General features: G+C 66.0%; 22 protein-coding genes and 1 pseudogene. 14 read left to right on the top strand and 9 right to left on the bottom strand.

Going from position 1 to position 20,035, the window contains the following annotated elements:
- The first annotated feature begins 75 nt into the window (after positions 1-75).
- The 6 genes from A5732_RS16535 (at position 76) to A5732_RS16510 (ending at position 5,756) form a co-directional block, all read left to right on the top strand.
- Entirely contained in the window at positions 76-1,731 is a 1,656-nt protein-coding gene (locus A5732_RS16535) for a thiolase C-terminal domain-containing protein (RefSeq protein WP_076102789.1), read from the top strand.
- Positions 1,728-2,615 (top strand): alpha/beta hydrolase, encoded by an 888-nt coding sequence (locus tag A5732_RS16530; RefSeq protein WP_076102788.1) that lies wholly within the window; start codon positions 1,728-1,730, stop codon positions 2,613-2,615. The genes A5732_RS16535 and A5732_RS16530 overlap by 4 nt, the downstream gene beginning before the upstream one ends.
- A complete protein-coding gene (locus A5732_RS16525) occupies positions 2,616-3,431 on the top strand; it encodes an NAD(P)-dependent oxidoreductase (protein ID WP_076102787.1) in 816 nt (271 codons plus the stop codon).
- On the top strand, positions 3,428-4,228 hold the full coding sequence (locus A5732_RS16520) for an NAD(P)-dependent oxidoreductase (RefSeq protein WP_076102786.1): 801 nt from the start codon (positions 3,428-3,430) through the stop codon (positions 4,226-4,228). The genes A5732_RS16525 and A5732_RS16520 overlap by 4 nt, the downstream gene beginning before the upstream one ends.
- Before the next feature lie 111 nt (positions 4,229-4,339).
- Positions 4,340-5,545, top strand: a complete 1,206-nt coding sequence (locus tag A5732_RS16515) for a cytochrome P450 (protein WP_076054757.1) — start codon at positions 4,340-4,342, stop codon at positions 5,543-5,545.
- 10 nt (positions 5,546-5,555) lie between these two features.
- Positions 5,556-5,756, top strand: a complete 201-nt coding sequence (locus A5732_RS16510) for a ferredoxin (protein WP_007777398.1) — start codon at positions 5,556-5,558, stop codon at positions 5,754-5,756.
- 3 nt (positions 5,757-5,759) lie between these two features.
- Here the strand turns inward: A5732_RS16510 and A5732_RS16505 are convergent, their stop codons facing one another.
- From A5732_RS16505 to A5732_RS16465, 9 genes and pseudogenes are all read right to left on the bottom strand, one after another.
- Entirely contained in the window at positions 5,760-6,044 is a 285-nt protein-coding gene (locus tag A5732_RS16505; protein WP_067165397.1) for a DUF1330 domain-containing protein, read from the bottom strand.
- 30 nt (positions 6,045-6,074) lie between these two features.
- Positions 6,075-6,263 carry a ferredoxin gene (locus A5732_RS16500; protein WP_065053291.1) on the bottom strand — a complete coding sequence of 63 codons (189 nt, stop codon included), beginning with the start codon at positions 6,261-6,263 and terminating at the stop codon, positions 6,075-6,077.
- On the bottom strand, positions 6,260-7,531 hold the full coding sequence (locus A5732_RS16495) for a cytochrome P450 (protein WP_076102785.1): 1,272 nt from the start codon (positions 7,529-7,531) through the stop codon (positions 6,260-6,262). Before A5732_RS16495 ends, A5732_RS16500 begins: the two co-directional genes overlap by 4 nt.
- A 162-nt stretch (positions 7,532-7,693) precedes the next feature.
- Positions 7,694-8,200, bottom strand: a complete 507-nt coding sequence (locus A5732_RS16490) for a hypothetical protein (protein ID WP_076054761.1) — start codon at positions 8,198-8,200, stop codon at positions 7,694-7,696.
- Entirely contained in the window at positions 8,197-8,811 is a 615-nt protein-coding gene (locus A5732_RS16485; RefSeq protein WP_076102845.1) for a TetR/AcrR family transcriptional regulator, read from the bottom strand. The genes A5732_RS16490 and A5732_RS16485 overlap by 4 nt, the downstream gene beginning before the upstream one ends.
- A 125-nt stretch (positions 8,812-8,936) precedes the next feature.
- Positions 8,937-10,091, bottom strand: coding sequence for a thiolase family protein (locus A5732_RS16480; RefSeq protein ID WP_076054764.1), 1,155 nt, complete (start codon positions 10,089-10,091; stop codon positions 8,937-8,939).
- 4 nt (positions 10,092-10,095) lie between these two features.
- A pseudogene (locus A5732_RS16475) lies at positions 10,096-10,922 on the bottom strand (enoyl-CoA hydratase/isomerase family protein).
- A complete protein-coding gene (locus tag A5732_RS16470; protein WP_076102784.1) occupies positions 10,919-12,085 on the bottom strand; it encodes an acyl-CoA dehydrogenase family protein in 1,167 nt (388 codons plus the stop codon). The pseudogene A5732_RS16475 and the gene A5732_RS16470 overlap by 4 nt, the downstream one beginning before the upstream one ends.
- A 125-nt stretch (positions 12,086-12,210) precedes the next feature.
- Positions 12,211-13,509, bottom strand: a complete 1,299-nt coding sequence (locus A5732_RS16465) for an amidohydrolase family protein (RefSeq protein ID WP_065075886.1) — start codon at positions 13,507-13,509, stop codon at positions 12,211-12,213.
- 388 nt (positions 13,510-13,897) lie between these two features.
- Here A5732_RS16465 and A5732_RS16460 point away from each other — a divergent pair, with 388 nt between their 5' ends.
- The 8 genes from A5732_RS16460 to A5732_RS16425 all read left to right on the top strand — a co-directional run bounded on the left by A5732_RS16460 (position 13,898) and on the right by A5732_RS16425 (position 20,032).
- Positions 13,898-14,416: a carboxymuconolactone decarboxylase family protein gene (locus A5732_RS16460; RefSeq protein ID WP_076054770.1), complete on the top strand. Its 519-nt coding sequence runs from the start codon at positions 13,898-13,900 to the stop codon at positions 14,414-14,416.
- Between the two features lie 19 nt (positions 14,417-14,435).
- Positions 14,436-15,713: an aromatic ring-hydroxylating oxygenase subunit alpha gene (locus A5732_RS16455; RefSeq protein ID WP_064951219.1), complete on the top strand. Its 1,278-nt coding sequence runs from the start codon at positions 14,436-14,438 to the stop codon at positions 15,711-15,713.
- On the top strand, positions 15,697-16,020 hold the full coding sequence (locus A5732_RS16450; RefSeq protein WP_076054771.1) for a hypothetical protein: 324 nt from the start codon (positions 15,697-15,699) through the stop codon (positions 16,018-16,020). Before A5732_RS16455 ends, A5732_RS16450 begins: the two co-directional genes overlap by 17 nt.
- A 3-nt stretch (positions 16,021-16,023) precedes the next feature.
- Positions 16,024-17,250, top strand: a complete 1,227-nt coding sequence (locus A5732_RS16445) for a metal-dependent hydrolase family protein (RefSeq protein WP_076102783.1) — start codon at positions 16,024-16,026, stop codon at positions 17,248-17,250.
- Complete coding sequence (locus A5732_RS16440; protein WP_075236183.1) at positions 17,222-17,677, top strand: nuclear transport factor 2 family protein; 456 nt, start codon at positions 17,222-17,224, stop codon at positions 17,675-17,677. Before A5732_RS16445 ends, A5732_RS16440 begins: the two co-directional genes overlap by 29 nt.
- Positions 17,678-17,694: 17 nt before the next feature.
- Positions 17,695-18,792: an acyl-CoA dehydrogenase family protein gene (locus tag A5732_RS16435; RefSeq protein ID WP_076102782.1), complete on the top strand. Its 1,098-nt coding sequence runs from the start codon at positions 17,695-17,697 to the stop codon at positions 18,790-18,792.
- 3 nt (positions 18,793-18,795) lie between these two features.
- Positions 18,796-19,626: an acyl-CoA dehydrogenase family protein gene (locus tag A5732_RS16430; RefSeq protein WP_076102781.1), complete on the top strand. Its 831-nt coding sequence runs from the start codon at positions 18,796-18,798 to the stop codon at positions 19,624-19,626.
- 136 nt (positions 19,627-19,762) lie between these two features.
- A complete protein-coding gene (locus tag A5732_RS16425; RefSeq protein WP_076054778.1) occupies positions 19,763-20,032 on the top strand; it encodes a DUF4190 domain-containing protein in 270 nt (89 codons plus the stop codon).
- Positions 20,033-20,035: the final 3 nt, after the last annotated feature.

The raw sequence follows: 20,035 nt of genomic DNA, 5'->3' as shown, positions 1-20,035 counted from the left end.
GATAACGTAATTCTCCGATTCGTATAACGGGCCTACCAGATTGCTTTCAAGGGCCGTGCGACCCCCGGAGGTGACGTGTCAGCAGCACCAGGCCGCCCATTGCCCCAGGTCACGCCGGAGAACGAGTTTTTCTGGACCTCGGGTGCCGACGGAAAACTACGGCTGCAGGAATGCCAGGTCTGTGAATCGCTGATCCATCCGCCGGCGCCGGTGTGCCGGTACTGCCGGTCCCGCGACGTCGGTGTGCGGGCCGTTTCGGGCCAAGCGACGCTGGCCGGATTCACCATCAACGAGCGATTCAGCCTGCCCGGGCTGCGTGCGCCGTACGTGATCGCGCAGGTGGCGATAGCCGAAGACCCCCGCGTGCGCCTAACCACCAACATCGTCGAGTGCGAGCCCGATCAGCTCGAACTCGGCCAGCAGGTCGAGGTCGTCTTCGAGCAGGTCGAGGACGTCTGGTTTCCGCTGTTCAAGCCGAGTGCCGACGGGCAGTCCGCTCCCCTACCGGACGATGAGATCGCGCCGGAACGGTTCGGCGAACACGTCCGACCGATGCTGACCGTCGAGAAGTTCGAGGACAAGGTCGCGCTGACCGGGATCGGCGCGTCGCCGATCGGACGCCGGTTGATGCAGCTGCCGCTGGCGCTCACGGTGCAGGCGTGCGAAGCGGCCATCGCCGACGCCGGCCTGACCTATGCCGACATCGACGGCCTGTCCACCTACCCGGGCCCGATCAACGTCGCGGGCATGGGCGAAGGCGGGGTTACCGCGCTGGAGGCCGCGCTCGGGATCCGGCCGACGTGGCACAACGGCACCATGGAGACGTTCGGGCCTGGCGGTTCGGTGATCTCCGCGATGATGGCGATCGCCTGCGGGCTGGCGCGGCACGTGTTGTGCTTCCGCACGCTGTGGGAAGCCACCCACGGCGAGCTGATGAAGCAGGGCAAGATCACCCCGTCGATGGGCCGAATGTCGGGCTGGCAGATGCCATTCGGCGCGACCTCGGCGGCGCACACGTTGGCGATGAACGCGCAGCGGCACTTTCACCGCTACGGCACCACCAAGGAAACGCTGGGCTGGATCGCGTTGAATCAACGGGCCAACGCCGAGCTGAACCCGACCGCCATTTACCGGACGCCGATGACGATGGACGACTACCTGAACGCGCGGCCCATCACCACACCCTTCGGGCTGTACGACTGCGACGTGCCGTGCGACGGCGCCATCGCCGTCATCGTCTCGGCCGTCGACGCCGCCCGCGACCTGGCGAAGCCGCCGGTGCTGGTGGAAGCGGTTGGCACGCAGATCGTCGAGCGACTCGATTGGGACCAAAGCACTCTCACCCACGAGCCGCAGGTGTTGGGCCAGGCGGCGCACGTGTGGACGCGTACCTCGCTGCGGCCCGCCGACGTCGACGTCGCCGAGCTCTACGACGGGTTTTCCTTTAACTGCCTGTCCTGGATCGAGGCGCTGGGTTTCTGCGGTATCGGTGAGGCCAAAGAATTCCTGGACGGCGGCAAAAACATTGCGCGCGACGGCCTGTTGCCGCTCAACACCCACGGCGGCCAACTCTCGCACGGCCGCACGCACGGCATGGGACTCGTGCACGAGGCGATCACCCAGCTTCGCGGCGAAGCCGGTGACCGCCAGGTCGCCGACGCCCGCGTCGGTGTGGTCAGCAGCGGCGGCCTCACTCCCAGCGGTGTGCTCTTGCTGCGGGCTGACGGATGAGTACGCCGCGTCCGAGGCTGGTGATCGTGGACGGGGTACCGATGTCGGCGTTGGTCACCGAAGCCGAAGACCCCAAGGCCGTGATCGTGGCGATTCACGGGGGCGGCACCACCGCAATGTATTTCGATTGCCCGGGTCATCCGTCGTATTCCCTCGCCCGGACCGGCGCGGCAGCCGGATTCACGGTGGTGGCCCTCGATCGGCCCGGCTATGGCAGCTCGGCACCCTACCCGGAAGCGATGGTCTCCGGCGAGCAGCGCGTCAACCTGGCTTACGGTGCCGTCGATCGTATCCTCGGCGAACGACCGCGTGGCGCAGGTGTATTCGTGTGGGGTCATTCTGGCGGCTGCGAGCTGACGATACGGTTGGCCGCCGACGGGCGCGGCGCCGATCTGCTCGGCATCGAACTGGCCGGCACCGGCCGGCGCTACCACCCCGCGGCCAAGGACATACTGAAAACGGCTACCCGCGAACACCGCCCGTCGGGCATGCGCGAATTGCTCTGGAGCCCAGAGGAACTCTATCCGCCCGAGGTCCTCGGCGGCGCCACGATCTCGCCTTCGGCTCCGTCCTACGAGGACCGGATGGTGTCGGACTGGGCGCGACAGACTTTTCCGGAGCTCGCACCCGCCGTGCGCGTCCCCGTGCACTTCAGCATCGCCGAGCACGAAAAGGTCTGGCAGACCGACGATGCGGCGGTGACCGAGATCGGTGCCCTGTTCGCCGGAGCGCCCCGGTTCATCGTGCATCGACAGCCGGACGCCGGGCACAACATCAGCCTGAGCCACGCCGCCCCCGACTATCACTCGAAAGTCCTTGATTTCGTGCGGGAATGCGTGGCCGAGCGTGTAGCGAACACCGAATCCGATCTGGAGGCGGGGTAGATGCGCGTCGGATTCATCGGGTTGGGCAGCCAGGGCGGGCCCATGGCGCGGCGGATCGCCGAGGGCGGGTACCCCACCACGCTGTGGGCGCGGCGACCGGAGGCCCTCGAGGCCTTCGCCGACACCCCGGCCACCCTCGCCGCGTCCCCGGCTGAGCTCGCCGCGGCCAGTGATCTGGTCTGCCTCTGCGTGATCGGCGATGCCGACATCGACGACCTCGCCTGCGGCGAAAACGGGTTATTGACGACGATGCAACCCGGCAGCGTCATCGCCGTGCACAGCACGGTGCATCCGAACACTTGTCGAGAGCTTGCGGACAAGGCCGCCCCTCAAGGAGTTTCCGTCATCGACGCGCCGGTCAGCGGAGGGGGAGGCGCGGCGGCCGAGGGCCGACTGCTGGTGATGGTCGGCGGCGACACTGACGTCGTCGAGCGCTGTCGTCCGGTCTTCGAAACCTATGCCGATCCGGTCGTTCACCTCGGCGAGCTGGGTTCGGGACAAGCCACGAAGCTGCTGAACAACCTGTTGTTCACCGCCAACCTGGCTACGGCTGCCACCGCCCTGTCCCTGGCCAAGGAGTTGGGCGTCGAGCCGGAGCGTCTCACCGAGGTGGTCTCCCGCAGTAGTGGAAACAGCTTCGCGCTCAACGCCCTCGGCGGTATAGGCGGGCTGGACCGGCTGGCCGGCGTCGCGGGAGGCCTGCTGCAGAAGGACGTCCGGCTGGTGGTCGACCTCGCCGGCCGGGTCGGGGCGAACGGCGGAGCAGTGCTCGACGCGGCCGATGCGGCGCTTGCCCTGATGGACCACCCGCGGTGAGGGTTGGTTTCATCGGCGCGGGGCGGATGGGTCGCCCCATGGTGGGCCGTCTGGTGGCCGCCGGTCACGATGTCCACGTGCTGGGCCGGACCGCCGAAAAGTGCCGCGAACTCGAGCAACTGGGCGCGCGGGCGGTCAACGAGGCGGCCGAGGCCGGTGCGGACTCCGATGTGGTGGTGCTGTGCGTGCTCACCGACCAACAGGTGCGGGATGTCTGCCTGGACACCGCACTGCTGCCGAGCATGGCGCCCGGTTCGGTACTGGTGGTGCACACCACCGCGAATCCGAACACCATCGAGGCCATTGCCGAGCGCGCCAACGGCGTTGACGTCGTCGATGCCCCGGTCAGCGGCGGTCCGCACGACATCGAGGCCGGCCGGGTCACGCTGTTCGTGGGCGGCGCCGACCAAACGGTTGACCGGGTCCGACCGCTGCTGCGTTGCTATGCAGGTCCCGTCCTGCACGTCGGGCCGACGGGCGCCGGCCAGAAGGTGAAGCTCGTCAACAACGCTCTGTTCGCCGCGCAGATCGGGTTGCTCACCGAGTCAATCCGGCTGGGAGAGCGGCTCGGCGTGCCGGAATCGACATTGCTGAGCGCCCTGCAGCACGGCAGCGCGACCAGCCGGGTGCTGAACCTCGTCGCGGCAGGCGGTTCCGTCGCGTCATTCATCGAGGTCGCCGGCGACTTCGTCGCTAAGGACGTGGCCGTCGTCCGCGATATCGCCGCGGAGCTGGGCGGCGGCTTGGGTGCGCTGGAAGACGTCATCGAGAAGATCCACACTGCGAAGAGGGTTTGAAATGCCAGCGTTTTGGTCTTTCCGGTTCGTCACGAAGGTATTACCGTTAGCGTTACAGTCAGGGACTCCGCTGTAAAGGTTCAGCCCGACCTCGCCGCTGAGGAGGATTCAGTGACAAAATCGAAGGTCGTCTTCGATCCGTACTCCGAGGACTACTTCAACAATCCGTTCGACATCTATCGGCGGATGCGCGAGGACGCGCCCCTGTATTACGACGAGAAGGAGGACTTCTACGCGCTGACCCGTCACGAAGACGTGGCGGCCGCGTTCAAGGACTTCGAGACGTATTCGTCGGCGCGCGGCTGCGACCTGGCGATGGTGCGCCGTGGCATCGCGCCCGAGCAGAAGTCGATCATCTTCATGGACCCGCCGGAGCACCGCCACATGCGCAGCCTGCTCAACAAGGCGTTCACCCCGCGGGCCATTCAATCGCAGCGCGAGACGATCATCGAAGTGATCGACAAGTATCTCGGCGCCGTCGACTCGGACAATTTCGACGTCGTGCAGGACTTCTCCGGGCCGTTCCCGGTTGAAGTAATCACCCGGATGGCCGGCGTGCCGGAGGAATACCGCCAGCAGGTTCGCCACTGGATCGACACCAGCCTGCATCACGAGCCCGGGCAGATCGAGGTCAGCGAAGCCGGCATCCAGGCCAACATCGACACGGCGATGTACTACTTCAGCCTGGTCCAGGAGCGGCGTCAGGAGCCGCAGGAAGACATGATCAGCCGGCTGATCGCGGCCGAGATCCCGGGCGAGGACGGCGAGCTGCGCAAGCTCGACGACATCGAGATTTGCGGATTCGCAACCCTTCTGGGCGGTGCGGGCGCCGAGACCGTCACCAAACTGATGGGCAACGCGGCGGTCATCTTCGCAAACCATCCCGACCAGTGGCAGAAGCTGCAGGAGGACCGCGACAAGATTCCGGGCGCCGTCGAAGAGCTACTGCGCTACGAGGGCCCGGTGCAGTACAACGTCCGCTACACCCTGAAAGAGGCCCACGTCAGCGGTGGCGTGATCCCGCCGGGCAAACCCGTATTCCTTTGCGGCGCCGCGGCGAACCGCGACCCGGAGGCCTTCACCGACGCCGACACGTTCGACATTGAGCGTGACCAGACCGAGGCGCAGCACCTCGGACTCGGGTACGGGATCCACAGCTGCCTCGGCGCCGCGCTGGCCCGTCTGGAAAGCCGGATCGCGCTGGAGCGGCTGCTCGACTTCATGCCGCGCTACGAAGTGGACTGGGCGGGATGCAAACGGGTGAACATGCAGAACGTCGCGGGCTGGAAGAACGTGCCCGTCAAGGTCCTTCGGTAAGGGGGTCGCGATGACGAAGAAGATCGAAGTCGATTGGGGACTCTGCGAGAGCAACGGTGTTTGCATGGGCATCAACCCCGACATATTCGAGCTCGGCGATGACGACATGCTGACGGTTCACCAGGAAGAAGTCACCCCGGAGAACGAGGCCGACGTGCGCGAGGCCGTCCGTCAATGCCCTCGGCAGGCGATCTCCATCGTCGGCGAGTAGCGGTCAGAATCCCGAGAGGATGACCGCGTTGCAGTCGGCCGCCGACTGCCGCAGTTTCGCTGCCTTTTGGTAGCCCTCGGACTCGTACCACGCCCGGGCGGCATCCACCGACTCGAATTCCAGCACGACGGTCTGGTCGCCGTGCCAGTCGCCTTCGATGACTTTGGGTGCGGTGTCCACCGCAAGAATGGTGGCGCCACTCATCGCCGATCCGGCGGCTTGGGCGTACGCCTTCATGCCTTCCGGGTCTTTGATCGCCTCCGTGAGGATGACATAGCCTTTTGCCACTCGAATCTCCCTACTCGCCCGTGTAGTTGGTTACTTCTCGCTGATCGCCTGCTCGGGACAGCATTGGATTGCCTCCTGCGCCGCCGCCTCCAATTCCGTTGGAACGTCGGAATCTATGGCTTCGGCGTAACCGTCGTCGGTCAGGCTGAACACGTCGGGGCACAGCGTGAGACACATGCCGTGACCGCGACACTTCTGGTCGTCTACCCAAACTTTCATGCCAGTGTGAACTCCAGGTGCAGTTCGGTCAGGCCGCGCAGGATGTACGTCGGAACATATTGGTAGCGGCGATCATTCGCAGGGCCGTGAATCTTCTCATCGATCCTGATGTCCGTCGTGCGGTCGAGCAGCCGCTCGATCGCCACCCGGGTTTCGGCCCGCGCCAGCGGCGCGCCCGGGCAGCTGTGGATGCCGCGCCCGAATGAGATGTGTTGGCGGGCGTTCTTGCGGGTCGGATCGAACGTGGCGGGATCCTCGAACCGGCGCGGATCACGGTTGGCCGCGGCCTGCACGATCATCACCGTGGTGCCGGCGGGCAGGTCGACGCCGCCGACATTGACGGGCACCCGGTTCATCCGGAAGTCGCCCTTCACGGGGCTCTCGTGGCGCAGCGACTCCTCGATGAAGTTCGGGATCAGACTGCGATCCTTGCGCAACCGCGCCTGGATGTCGGGACGCTCCCCCAGCGTCTGCAAGGACGCACCCAGCAGCCGCACGGTGGTTTCCTGGCCCGCGGAGAAGACGTTGCTGGCGACGCGGGCCACGTCTTCGACGTCGGGAATCGAGCCGTCGGGATACGTCGCGGTCGCCAGCCCGGTCAGGACATCATCGCGGGGCTCCCTGCGTCGGTCGCGGACGTAGTCGGAGAACAGGCCGTAGAGGAATTCCAGCGGGCTGTGGGCCAGGGATCCCTTGGTTCCCCCGATGCCGCCACCGGCGTGCTCAGCGATGCCCTTGACGAACTTGTCGCGGTCCTCCATCGGCACGCCGAGCAGGTCGGCGATGACCAGCAGCGTGAACGGGCCCGCGAAGCCTTTGATCCACTCGCCGCGCCCCGGCGCGAGAAAGTCGTCGAGCGCCTGGTCGGCGAGCGCCCACATGGCGTCCTCGTTCTCCTTGAGGCGCTTGGGGGTGATCAGCCGCATCATCAGGGAGCGGTGATTGGTGTGGGTCGGCGGATCGAGCGTGGGCAGTTGGTCGCTGAACGGCAGCTCGTCGCGGTGCTGCTCGATCAGCTCGGTGATGTCGTCACCCTCGATCGGCACCGGAAAACCCGGGAACGGGCCGGTGACCGAGATGCACGACGACCACGTCTCGGCGTCGTTGAGCACCGCACACGCCTCGTCCCAACCGGTGATCATGGTGACGTCGTGGTGGCTCTCCCGCGTGACGGGGCAGCGCTCGCGCAGCGCCTCGTAGTAGGGGTACGGGTTCTCGATGAGCTCGCTGCCGCGGAAGAAGTCCAACTCGGAGAATTCGTTCGACATCTCCTGCTCCTTGAATCTCGGCTAGTGAGAACGTGCCTCTCGCGGATGAGTATTACATTTTCACACGGCATGGTGGTCGTCAACGACGGGGCCCCTGCCTCGATGTCAAAACCGCGTGAATCGCGAGGGCTGTGTGGTCGCGCGGTTCCCCGCCCCCGCCGGCTAGCTGGCGGGGACCAGGTCGGCGGCGACCGAGGGCCATGCCAGCAGCCCGCTGCGGAACGTCTCCACGTGACCGATCGGGGCGAGCGGTGCTGCCGCGGCCGCCAACGCCTGGGCCTTGAACGTCTGCGCGGCCATGCTCAACTGGTGTTGCACCAGACCGACGCTCTCGTCGAGCTCGGACGGCCAGCCCTCCCCCCACAGCGTGACCTCGGTGACGCCGTGATCGAGGGCCTGCAGCACGCCCTGGCGAACCCGCGCGTCGCAGCCGAACAGGTCCGCCGCGGCGGCCAGGGCCTGCGGACGGGGCCGCGATTGCACCGACGCCAGCGCCTCTTCGAGGTCGAGGACCTGGGCGCCGATGATCTGCAGGGGCCGGTCGTCCGGATGGTCGGCGACCAGCACGGTCACGTCCCACCCCGCCATCGACCGGTCGAAGATCCAGCCGCCGGCGAATCTCACCACGTCGACGACGGTGGCGGCGACGACGTCGAGCCGGTACCTCATGTCGTCTCCGACTTCTTCGGGGGCGCGAAATCCCGCGCCAGTGTCTCGGCGTACTGCTTGAACGCGTCGGCTAGCGGTATCGAAGGATCGAGTAACCATGTCGTTTCCATTCCGTGGACGAAGGCGAGGATTTCTACTGCCTTGACGGCGGGGTCTATGTCTTCGCGGTACCGGCCGTCGGCCTGACCGCGACGGATGAGATCGGCGACGATGTCGGTCGCGGCCCGATACCTGGACAGCATGCGGTCGTGCAGCGGGGCCTCGGGAAGGATGTTCTCGACCAGCAGCACCGTGAACGTGCCCACCAGTTCGGGCGCCCGGTGAATACGGTCGGCAACCGCGGCGATCTGGTCGAACAGGTCGCCGGTGCGGTCCGCGTGGGTGTCGTCGTCGAGGTCGCGGGCATCGAGCACGGCGTGCAGCAGCTGCTCCTTCGATTCGAAGTGATGCAGCAGCCCCGCGGCAGTGACCCCGGCTTCCCCGGCGATCTGGGCGAGCGTCGTGCTGCGCCAGCCGTTGCGGGTGAGCAGCCGTTGCGCGACATCGAGAATCCGCTGTTTGCGGTCCTCACCCTTGGCGAGGAGCGTGTCGTATCGCCGTGCGACGGGCACCAAAACCCCCTCTACCCACGTTGTAGCGACGCCGGAAAACCAACCTAGTGAACACACAGTAGGTTAGTTTGGCCGCTGTGACAAGGGTCACGTGGTGCACGTTTTTGCGCGTCAGGCCGCCGCCGTCAGCCCACCAGCTCCACCAGCGTGGCGTTGGCGGTCCCACCGCCCTCGCACATGGTCTGCAGGCCGTAACGAATCCCGTTGTCGCGCATGTGGTGCGCCATGCGTGTCATCAGCACCGCGCCGGATGCGCCCAGCGGGTGCCCCAGCGCGATGGCGCCGCCCAGCGGATTCATCCGGGCCGGGTCCGCTCCGGTCTCCGCCAGCCACGCCAGCGGCACCGGCGCGAAGGCCTCGTTGACCTCGAAGACGCCCACGTCGGACAACGCGACGCCGGCCTTCCTCAGCACCTTTTCGGTGGCCGGGATCGGGCCGGTGAGCATCAGCACCGGGTCCGCCCCGGTCACCGCACCCGCCAGGTACCGCACGATCGGGGTCAGGCCCAGCTCGACCGCCATCTCGGCGGTGGTGACCAACAGCGCGGCGGCGCCGTCGGAGATCTGTGAGGAGTTGCCCGCGTGAATGACGCCGTCTTCGGCGAAGGCCGGCTTGAGCGTGCCGAGCTTCTCAACGGTGCTGCCGCGCCGCACGCCCTCGTCGGCGGTGAAGACATTGTTGTCGGCCCCGTCGACGAAGACCGGGACGATCTGCTCGGTGAATGCACCGCCATCAAGCGCCGCGGCGGCCCGCTCGTGGGACTCGACGGAGAATTCGTCGAGCCGGGTGCGCGAGAATCCCCACTTCTTGGCGATCATCTCCGCCGACAGGCCCTGGTTGAACGAGAAATCGTCATAGCGGGCAAGGACTTTCGGGCCATACGGCATGCCGGTGGCCCGGGCCGAACCGAGCGGAACGCGGCTCATGACCTCGACCCCGCCAGCCACGACGACATCCTGCTGACCGGACATCACAGCCTGCACGGCGAAGTCCAGCGCCTGCTGGCTGGACCCGCAGGCGCGGTTGACGGTGGTGCCGGGGATGGTCTCGGGCCAACCGGCGGCCAGGACCGCGTACCGGCCGATGTTGCTGGACTGGTCGCCCACCTGGGACACGCAGCCCCAGACCACATCGTCGACGATGTCGGGACCGATGCCGGTGCGTTCGATGAGCTCGGTCAGGACGACCGCGGAGAGGTCGGCGGCATGCATGCCGGACAGCGCGCCGTTGCGCTTGCCGACCGGTGTACGCACGGCCTCGACGATGACTGTTTCACGCATATCTCTACTCCGATTGCTTCTCGCCCGAATTCACATCAGATTTTGACAGGGCCCACCGACCAGTAAACGATGGCTCCCGCCGCTGCGCGAAAGCGGCATAGGCCGCGGCGGTGTCCGCCGTTGCGAAGTTGACTCCCTGCGCGCGGGCCTCGTTGGCCAGCGCGTCGCGCAGGGTGCGGTCGGCGCCCTCGTTCAGCAACGCCTTGGTGTGGGCCAGCGCGATCGGCGGACCGGCGGCCAACCGGTCGGCGAGATCCGTGACGAAGGCGTCGATTTCCGCGGCCGACACCACCAGGTCACCAGGTTGAGGGCGTACGCCTCCTCGGCATCTATCGTGTCCGCCAGCAACGCGAGTCGCTTGGCCTGTTGCAGGCCAACGATTTTGGGCAACAACCAGGAGCCGCCGAGGTCGATCGACAGGCCGCGCTTCGAAAAGATTTGGCAGAACGTCGATTCCGGCGTGGCCACCACCAGGTCGCAGCCCAGCGCCAGGTTCCACCCCGCGCCGACGGCCACCCCGGTCACCTTGGCAATCGTGGGAACGGACAGCTCGTGCAGGGCCAGCGCGACGTCGGTCAAGCGCTGCAACTTGTACTTCGGGTGAATGCCCTCGGGAGCCGAGATGTCCGCGCCGGAGCAGAAGCTGCCCCCGGAACCGGTGATCACCAGGGCGCGCACGCCCGGCTCGTGACCGGCGGCATCGAGTGCGTCTCGCAGGGCGAGCCACAGTTCCGGATTGATCGCATTCTTGCGCCGTGGCCGGTTGAGCGTGAGGGTGCGCACCCCGTCGCGGTCCTCCGAGAGCAGCACGGGGTCATCGGTGGCGCTCAATAGCTCCTCGGCAACTTCAGGACGTTGGCTCCCAGGAAGTTCAAAATCATCTCCTGGCTGACCGGCGCGATCTTCATCAGCCGGGCCTCGCGGAAGTACCGTGTGATGTGGTACTCCTCGGCGTAACCCATGCCGCCGTGGGTTTGCAGCGCCCGGTCCGCGGCGGCGAAGCCGGCATCGGCGCAGAGATACTTAGCCGTATTGGCCTCGCGCCCACACGATTTGCCGTTGTCGTAGAGCCAGGTGGCCTTGCGCAGCATCAGCTCGGCGGCATCGAGGCGGGCCAATGAATCGGCGAGCGGGAACTGCAATCCCTGGTTCATCCCGATCGGCCGGCCGAAGACCTCGCGCTCGTTGCCGTACTTCACCGCCTTTTCCAGCGCCACCCGCCCGATGCCCAGAGCCTCGGCCGCGATCAGCATCCGCTCCGGGTTGAGGCCGTCGAGGATGTACTGAAAGCCCTTGCCCTCCTCACCGATTCGGTCCTCTACCGGCACCTCGAGATTGTCGATGAACAATTCGTTGGAGCTGACGGCGTTGCGACCCATCTTTCGGATCGGGCGGATGTCGACCCGGCTCCGATCGAGATCGGTGAGAAACAGCGTCATCCCGTCGGTCTTCTTGGTGACCTCGTCATAGCTCTGCGTCCGGGTGAGCAACAGGATCTTGTCGGACTCCATCGCCTTGGAGATCCAGACCTTGCGACCGTTGACGATGTAGCGATCGCCGTCCCGCTTGGCGAACGTGGTGATACGCGAAGTATCAAGCCCGGCACCGGGTTCGGTAACGCCGAAGCAGATGTGCACCTCGCCGGTCGCGACGGCCGGTAGCGTACGAGCCTTGAGCTCGTCGGAGCCATGCACCACGACCGGCTGCATGCCGAAGATGGACAGGTGAATCGAGCTGGCGGCGTTCATCGCGCCACCGGACTTGGCGACCTCCTCGAGCAGGATCGTCGCCTCGGTGATGCCCAACCCGTGACCGCCGTATTCGGTGGGGATGGTCATTCCCAGCCAGCCGCCATCGGCGATGGCGCGGTAGAACTCGGTCGGGAATTCGTGCGCCTGGTCTTTTTCCATCCAGTACTGGTCGTCGAATTTGCGCGCCAACTCCGCCACCGATCGACGGATCAGTTCCTGGTCATCGGTCAGCTCAAAATTCATTCCAGCGCCAGGCACTGCTCAGTCTCCTTCGATCGAAATGCAGCAGCTTTCGGTGCCGGCCCGCTGCGCCCGGCTCGCCGCGCTTGCGACCGCCACGGCGCACTTGCATTCCGGCGGCGTGTTGTTTAGTCCTTGTTGCCGGTAAGCGCTTTGGCGTTGGCCGCGAAATCCGCGAAGGACGAGCCGCCGCGGCTGTCCTTGTCGTGGCCCTTGGCCTTGATGGACACGTCGTGCCCCTCGGCGGATTTGCGCAGCGCGCCGACGGTCGCCTGTTCGCGCGAAATGTGCGTGAACGGGTCGAACGAGTACCAGCGCATGGCGTTCTCGTAGGTCATCTTGTTGATTTCATCGTCGGGAACGTTGTTGATGGACAAGACATCCCAGAGCTCTTCGGGCGCGCCCGGCCACATCGAGTCGCTGTGCGGGTAGTCGGCTTCCCAGCAGATGTTGTCGATGCCGATCTCGTTACGCAGCGCCACGCCGACCTTGTCGCTGATGAAGCACGTCAGGAAGTGGTCGCGGAAGACCTCGCTCGGCAGCTTGCCCTTGAAGTCCTGGTGCGTCCAGGCGGAGTGCATCTCGAAGGTACGGTCCGCGCGCTCGAGGAAGTAGGGGATCCAGCCGGTTCCGCCCTCGGACAGCGCGATCTTGAGGTCCGGGTACTCCTTGATCGGCTTGGACCACAACAGGTCGGCGGCGGCCTGCACGATGTTCATCGGCTGCAGCGTGATCATCACGTCCATCGGCGCATCCGGCGCGGTGATGGCCAGCCGTCCCGAGGAACCGATGTGCACGTTCATCACGGTGTCGGTGTCGCACAACGCCTTCCACAGCGGGGCCCAATAATCGTCGTGGAAACTGGGGTAGCCCATCGCGGCCGGGTTCTCGGTGAACGTCAGCGCATGCACACCCTTCTTGGCGACCCGTCGCACCTCGGCGGCGCACGCCTCGGCGTCCCAGATGACCGGTATCGCCATCGGGATGAACCGCGCCGGGTAGGCGCCGCACCATTCGTCGATGTGCCAGTCGTTGTAGGCCTGCACCAGCGCGATCGAAAAGTCGTTGTCGTCAGTGGCGAACAGGCGGCCCGCGAAACCCGGGAAGGAGGGGAAGCAGATCGAGGCCAGGATGCCGCCGGCGTTCATGTCCTTGACGCGCTCGTCCACGTTGTAACAACCCGGCCGGATCTCGTCGAGCCCCGTCGGCTCGATGCCGTACTCCTCTTTGGGGCGTCCGGCCACCGCGTTGAGCGCCACGTTGGGGATGACGGTGTCGCGGAACTTCCACATGTCCGAACCGTCGGCGTTGTGCACCAGCCGGGGAGCATCGTCCTGATACTTCTTCGAGAGGTGGTTCTTGAACATGTCAGGCGGCTCGACGGTGTGGTCGTCGACGCTGATCAGGATCATGTCTTCTTTGTTCATGGCCGTCCCTTCCATCGGATCCACCGGATCGATTACAGCCTCGGCGAATCGCTGTCCCGTGCCAAGATCACTAAAATGAAAACTATCTTCTCGTCAGACGAGAATCAACATCCATAGGTTGCTGAGCCCGCCCACACCCGCCTGACCAGCGGCCGAGCGAATCGGCGAGTTTCCCGGCGCCGAGCAGCAGTGCGGTGAGGTAGGACCCGGCGTGACACGTTGGTGCGGGGCCCCGGGCGAGTTTTGTGCCGTGTCGCCGCCTGGGTGCACTGGGTAGCCGCCACACTGTTGCCGCCCAGCACGCCGGCATTGACCGGGCGGGCGTTTCGTGCCAGTCTGTTAGTTGCAAATGAGAATATGATTCTCTTTCACCGAGAGGACACTGCTAATGCGCTTGCAGCCGCTGCCCGCTGACCAGTGGGACGAGGCAACCCAGCAGGCACTCTCGGCCATGCGTGACGCGGCCAACAACAACGCGCTCTCCACGCTGGCTCACCACCCGGCGCTGGCCAAGTCGTTTCTCCGATTCAACGTCCACCTGTTGATGACGTCCACGCTGCCGCCGCGCATCCGCGAGCTGGCCATCCTGCGGGTGGCCCATCGCCGGCAGTGTGCCTACGAGTGGTCGCACCACGTGAGGATGGCCAAGGACGAAGGGATCACCGACGACCAGATCGCGGCCCTGCAACAAGGTGAGGCTGCCGACGCGTTCGACCAAGCCGTGATCACCGGGGTCGACGAGCTCGACCAGAAATCGGAGCTGTCCGACCAGACCTGGGCGGCACTCGGCGAGCGCCTCAACGACCAGCAACGCATGGATTTCGTCTTCACGGTCGGCTGCTATGCGCTGCTGGCCATGGCCTTCAACACTTTTGGCATCCAGCTCGAACACGCCGAACAGCACTGACACAAGAGGAGTAAGAACGTTGCCGCACTTCCCCAAGCCAGCCGCCGGCAGCTGGACAGAAAACTACCCCGACCTGGGGACCGCGCCGGTCGACTACACCGACTCCATCGACCCGGCGTTCTTCGAGGCCGAGCGCGAAGCCGTCTTCAAGAAGACCTGGCTCAACGTCGGCCGGGTCGAGCGACTCCCCCGCACCGGCAGCTACTTCACCAGGGAACTGCCGTCGGCCGGCAAGGGCACGTCGGTAATCATCACCAAGACCAAGGACGGGACCGTCAAGGCGTACCACAACGTCTGCCGGCACCGCGGAAACAAGTTGGTGTGGAACGACTTTCCCAACGAGGAGACCTCCGGCACCTGCCGGCAGTTCACCTGCAAGTACCACGCCTGGCGCTACAGCCTCGACGGTGAGCTGACCTTCATCCAGCAGCCGGAGGAGTTCTTCAACGTCGACAAGAGCGACTACGGCCTGGCAGCCGTCCGCTGCGAGGTATGGGAAGGCTTCATCTTCATCAACTTCGACGACAACGCAGCGCCGCTGATCGACTACCTCGGGCCGCTGGCCAAGAGCATCGAGGGCTACCCCTTCGGCGAGATGACGGAGACCTACTCCTACCGGGCCGAAGTCGGCAGCAACTGGAAGTTGTTCATCGACGCGTTCGTCGAGTTCTACCACGCGCCGATCCTGCACCAGGGGCAGTACACCAAGGAAGAAGCCGCCAAGATCCAGAAGTTCGGCTACGAGGCACTGCACTACGAACTGGCCGGACCGCACAACCTGCAATCGACCTGGGGTGGCCAGGCGCCGCCGGTGGACATGAGCATGGTGAAGCCGATGGACCAGGTGCTGCGCAGCGGTCTGTTCGGTCCGTGGGACAAGCCGGAGATCATCGAAAACCTCGAGCTGCCACCGGGTGTCAACGTGAAGCGGGTGCCGCAGTGGGGCATCGACTCGTGGCTCTTCTACCCGAACTTCATGCTGCTGATCTGGGAGCCGGGCTGGTACCTGACCTACCACTACTGGCCGACCGCGGTGGACAAGCACATCTTCGAGTCCTCGCTGTATTTCGTGCCGCCGCGCAATGCGCGCGAGCGTCTGGCCCAGGAGCTGGCCGCCGTGACGTTCAAGGAGTACGCGCTGCAGGACGCCAACACCCTGGAAGCGACGCAGACCATGATCGGCACCCGGGCCGTCAAGGAGTTCCTGCTGTGCGACCAGGAAGTCTTGATCCGCCACCTGCACAAGACGACCAGTGACTACGTGAAGGAGTACCAGCGCAATGGCGCTACCGTCTGAATTCGCCGCCCTCGAGCCCTTTGTCGATTGGGACCTGGCCACCGAGCCCGAGCGCTACGCCAAGCGACTGGCCTCGACGATGGCCGAGATGCAGGAGTTCTACGACGTCGCGTTCCCGTTGCTGAACGACGTCATCGCCTACTGCGACAAGTTCCCTTTGGACGACTTGCCCGATGACGCAAAGACATTGATGCACATGATGCAGTCACTGGTCATGATTTCATTCCCCATCGAGGCGTGGAAACAACCGCGCGTCCCGGACAGCGGCGCCGCGTGGGTTGAAGTACTCCGGGAACCGGTGATCTAGCCGGTGCTGACGCTCAAGGCCGCAGGGCTGCTCGACGTTGACAGCGGCGAGATCGTTCGGCCCGGCATCCTGAAGATCGAGGACGATCGGATCGTCGGCGCCGGCGGCGAGCCCGAAGGCGAAATCATCGATCTCGGCGACCAGATTCTGTTGCCGGGCCTGATGGACATGGAGGTCAACCTCCTGATGGGCGGGCGCGGCGAGACGCCGGGGCTGTCCCAAGTACAGGACGACCCGCCAACGCGGGTGCTGCGCGCAATCGGCAACGCCCGACGCACGCTGCGCGCCGGTTTCACCACCGTGCGCAACCTGGGCTTGTTCGTCAAGACCGGTGGCTACCTGCTCGATGTGGCGCTGGGCAAGGCCATTGACGCAGGGTGGGTCGAAGGGCCGCGAATCGTCCCGGCCGGCCACGCGATCACACCCACCGGCGGGCATCTGGACCCGACGATGTTCGCCGCGTTCATGCCGGGCGCGCTCGAGCTCACGGTCGAAGAGGGCATCGCCAACGGGGTCGACGAGATCCGCAAGGCGGTGCGCTACCAGATCAAGCACGGCGCCCAATTGATCAAGGTGTGCGTTTCCGGCGGCGTGATGTCACTGACCGGTGAGGCTGGTGCACAACATTATTCGGACGAGGAACTGCGGGCGATCGTCGACGAGGCGCACCGGCGTGGGCTACGCGTCGCCGCGCACACCCATGGAGCGGAAGCGGTCAAGCACGCGGTCGCGTGCGGTATCGACTGCATCGAGCACGGGTTCCTGATGGACGACGAGGCCATCCAGATGCTGGTCGACAACGACAGGTTCCTGGTGACCACCCGCAGGCTTGCCCAGGCGATGGACGTGTCTCGCGCCCCGAAAGCATTGCAGGACAAGGCGGCCGAGATGTTCCCCAAGGCCGAAACTTCGATCAAGGCCGCCTACGAGGCCGGGGTGAAGATCGCGGTCGGCACCGATGCCCCGGCCATCCCGCACGGCAAAAACGCCGACGAGCTCGTCACGCTGGTGGAATGGGGCATGCCGCCGCTGGCGGTGCTGCGGGCCGCCACCACGACCGCGGCCGAGCTCATCAATGTCACCGACCGGGGGCGCCTCGCGACGGGCCAGCTCGCCGATATCATCGCGGTGCCAGGAAACCCGTTGGAAGACATCACCGTTACCCGGAACGTCAGCTTCGTGATGAAAGGCGGCAAGGTCTATGTCGACAAATCAGCCAACCAGAACTGACGACCTGGTCGAGATTCAGCAGCTGCTCGGCCGCTACGCGGTCACGATCACTCAGGGGGACATCGAGGGACTCGTCGCCGTGTTCACTCCCGACGGCACCTACAGCGCTTTCGGTGAAACCTATAGCCTGAGCCGGTTCCCGGAATTGGTGGCCGCGGCCCCAAAGGGCTTGTTCCTCACCGGAACCGCGGTGGTCGACCTGGACGGGGACGCGGCCACCGGCACCCAACCGCTGTGCTTCATCGATCACGCCACTCACGACATGAGGATCGGCTACTACCGCGACACCTATCTGCGGACCGCCGACGGGTGGCGGTTGAAGACCCGCGCCATGACCTTCATCCGCCGCAGCGGCGTGCACGACTCCGGACGCCCGCACGCCATCGGGCGTCCCGCCGGTGACTCTGCGGCCCAGACAACGACTTAAGGAGCCGACCAATCGAAGTGAATGTCGAGCAGTTCCGGGCCGACCTGCGCGCGTGGCTCGACGACAACGATCTGACCCCCGAGCCCGACCACTCGCTGCAGGGGCACATGCGGCAGTTCGCCCGGGTCAGCCGTGCGCTCTACGACGCCGATTGGATGCGGTTCGGCTGGCCGGTCGAGGTCGGTGGGTTGGGCGGTCCCGCGGTGCTGCGCGCGATCGTCGGCGAGGAAGTGGTGGGCCGCCGACTGGCCGAACCCGGCCCCTACTCGATGCTCGAGGTGCTCGCGCCCACGATGATCGACTACGCGCCGGCGGAGCTCGCCAAGGAGATGGTGCCGCGCCTGCTCAGCGGCGAAGAGCAGTGGTGCCAAGGCTTTTCCGAGCCGGGGTCCGGCAGCGACCTGGCATCGCTGACCACCCGCGCCGTCCAGGACGGCGACAATTGGATCGTCAACGGCCAAAAGGTCTGGACCAGCTTCGCGCAGTTTTCCACCCGGTGCGTGCTGCTGACCCGCACCGCGCCCGGGCACGACGGAATCACCGCGTTCTTCGTCGACCTCGATACTCCGGGCATCACCGTCCGTCCGCTGCGGACGATGCACGGTGTCGACGAATTCTGCGAGGTGTACTACGACGACGTGGTGATCCCGGCCAGCCGGATGCTGGGCAAGCCCGGCGACGGCTGGCGACTGGCCATGGACCTACTGCCCTTTGAGCGTTCCGCCTGTTTCTGGCAGCGCATCGCCTACCTCTATTCGCGTTTCGACGACCTGATCACCGCGGCGTCCGCAACCGGCGAGCCCGACGAATCCGCGCTCGGCGGAGCCTATCTGGCGCTGCACACGTTGCGCTGCCGGTCGCGTGCCACTCAGCACCGCATGCGCGACGGCGCCCGACTGGGACCGGACACCTCCATCGACAAGGTGCTCCTGGCCTCCGCCGAGCAGCGGCTCTACGACACCGTCCGCGATGTGTTGGCGGGGACGCTCGAGCTCGACGACACGCCGTGGCGTTCGGAATACCTGTACTCGCGCGCGGCAACGATCTACGGCGGCACCGCCGAGATCCAGCGCAATATCATCGCCCGCCGGCTGCTCGACCTCGGGAAGGAGTGAACAGTGGCCCCTTCGGCAGACACCGAGTCAGACCCCGAATCGCTGCGCCTGCTGGCGGACTCGTTGCGGACGACGATGAGCGCCGCCTCGGGAGCCAAGCTTGACGCGGCGCTGACGGACCTCGGCTGGCGCGACATGCTCGACGAAATGCCAGACCTCGCAATCCCTCTGGTGTTCAAGCTGCTCGGTGAGACCGGCGCGCACGCCCCCGTGCTCAACGACGTGGTGCTGCGCGCGGCGGGCGACGCCCCGGGGGGCACCCTGCCGCTGCCGTTCGCCGGCGGCTCCTGGGTGCTGTGGGAACGCCGCGACCACCCCGGCTCGGCGATCGACGAGCTGCTGCCGATACACCCTGTGCCGCAGGACAATCCCTTGCCGTCAGCCGCCCTGCAAGCGGGTTGGCGAGCGCTGGGTTGGTGGCTGGTCGGCACCAGCCGCGCCATGCTGTCACTGGCCCGTCAACACGCCGTGGACCGCGTTCAGTTCGGCCGGCACATCAGCTCGTTCCAGGCGATCCGGCACCGGCTGGCCGAGACACTCGTCGCGATCGAGGGTGCCGAGGCCACACTGCAGGCCGCCACGGAGTGCGACGACCCGCAGGGACTGGCTTCCCTGTTGGCCAAGGCCGCGGCCGGCCAGGCCGCGCTGACCGCCGCACGCCACTGCCAGCAGGTGCTGGGCGGAATCGGCTTCACCGCCGAGCATCCGCTGCACCACCACATCAAGCGGTCGCTGATTCTCGACGGACTACTGGGCAGCTCTCGCGAACTGACGCGTGCCGCCGGAAAAGCGGTGGTGGCGGCCGGATCTGCGCCGCGGCTCGCGCAGCTGTAACGGACGCGTCCCGGGCGGTACCACCCGGGCGTCAGGCGCGGTACGCCCCGTTTCTTGTCCCGCGAACGCAGCTCGGAGCAGACTGGGCGCGGCGGCCAACCGGCGCCGGCCGTCAGCCCGAGGAGGTTGGGACCCAATGAGTCACCCCGACGCACCACAAAACCAGTTCGGCGTCGCCTCGGTGCTGCTGGGCCTGGTGGGACTCCTCACCTGCTGGTTGCTGCTCGGGGTGCCCTTCGGCATCGCGGCGGTGGTGACGGGTGACATCGCCCGGCGACGGGTCGGGCGCGGGGAGGCGAACAACCCCCGAACTGCCGTGGCCGGCATGGTTTTAGGGGCAATCGCGATAGTGGCGGGACTGGTCGCCATCGCCTACTACGCCCAGCTGGACGCCCGGAACCACTGACGC

Origin of the sequence: Mycobacterium colombiense (assembly GCF_001953985.1) — a bacterium.
Lineage (GTDB): Bacteria > Actinomycetota > Actinomycetes > Mycobacteriales > Mycobacteriaceae > Mycobacterium > Mycobacterium colombiense_B.
This window is presented reverse-complemented; position numbering and strand designations above follow the sequence as displayed.

What these genes read in the sequence shown, in the direction of transcription:
- A5732_RS16530 (WP_076102788.1), top strand. Translation starts at nt 1,728, where the DNA reads ATGAGTACGCCGCGTCCGAGGCTGGTGATCGTGGACGGGGTACCGATG.
- A5732_RS16525 (WP_076102787.1), top strand. Translation starts at nt 2,616, where the DNA reads ATGCGCGTCGGATTCATCGGGTTGGGCAGCCAGGGCGGGCCCATGGCG.
- A5732_RS16510 (WP_007777398.1), top strand. Translation starts at nt 5,556, where the DNA reads ATGACGAAGAAGATCGAAGTCGATTGGGGACTCTGCGAGAGCAACGGT.
- A5732_RS16500 (WP_065053291.1), bottom strand. Translation starts at nt 6,263, where the DNA reads ATGAAAGTTTGGGTAGACGACCAGAAGTGTCGCGGTCACGGCATGTGT.
- A5732_RS16495 (WP_076102785.1), bottom strand. Translation starts at nt 7,531, where the DNA reads ATGTCGAACGAATTCTCCGAGTTGGACTTCTTCCGCGGCAGCGAGCTC.
- A5732_RS16490 (WP_076054761.1), bottom strand. Translation starts at nt 8,200, where the DNA reads ATGAGGTACCGGCTCGACGTCGTCGCCGCCACCGTCGTCGACGTGGTG.
- A5732_RS16480 (WP_076054764.1), bottom strand. Translation starts at nt 10,091, where the DNA reads ATGCGTGAAACAGTCATCGTCGAGGCCGTGCGTACACCGGTCGGCAAG.
- A5732_RS16470 (WP_076102784.1), bottom strand. Translation starts at nt 12,085, where the DNA reads ATGAATTTTGAGCTGACCGATGACCAGGAACTGATCCGTCGATCGGTG.
- A5732_RS16465 (WP_065075886.1), bottom strand. Translation starts at nt 13,509, where the DNA reads ATGAACAAAGAAGACATGATCCTGATCAGCGTCGACGACCACACCGTC.
- A5732_RS16460 (WP_076054770.1), top strand. Translation starts at nt 13,898, where the DNA reads ATGCGCTTGCAGCCGCTGCCCGCTGACCAGTGGGACGAGGCAACCCAG.
- A5732_RS16450 (WP_076054771.1), top strand. Translation starts at nt 15,697, where the DNA reads ATGGCGCTACCGTCTGAATTCGCCGCCCTCGAGCCCTTTGTCGATTGG.
- A5732_RS16440 (WP_075236183.1), top strand. Translation starts at nt 17,222, where the DNA reads ATGTCGACAAATCAGCCAACCAGAACTGACGACCTGGTCGAGATTCAG.
- A5732_RS16425 (WP_076054778.1), top strand. Translation starts at nt 19,763, where the DNA reads ATGAGTCACCCCGACGCACCACAAAACCAGTTCGGCGTCGCCTCGGTG.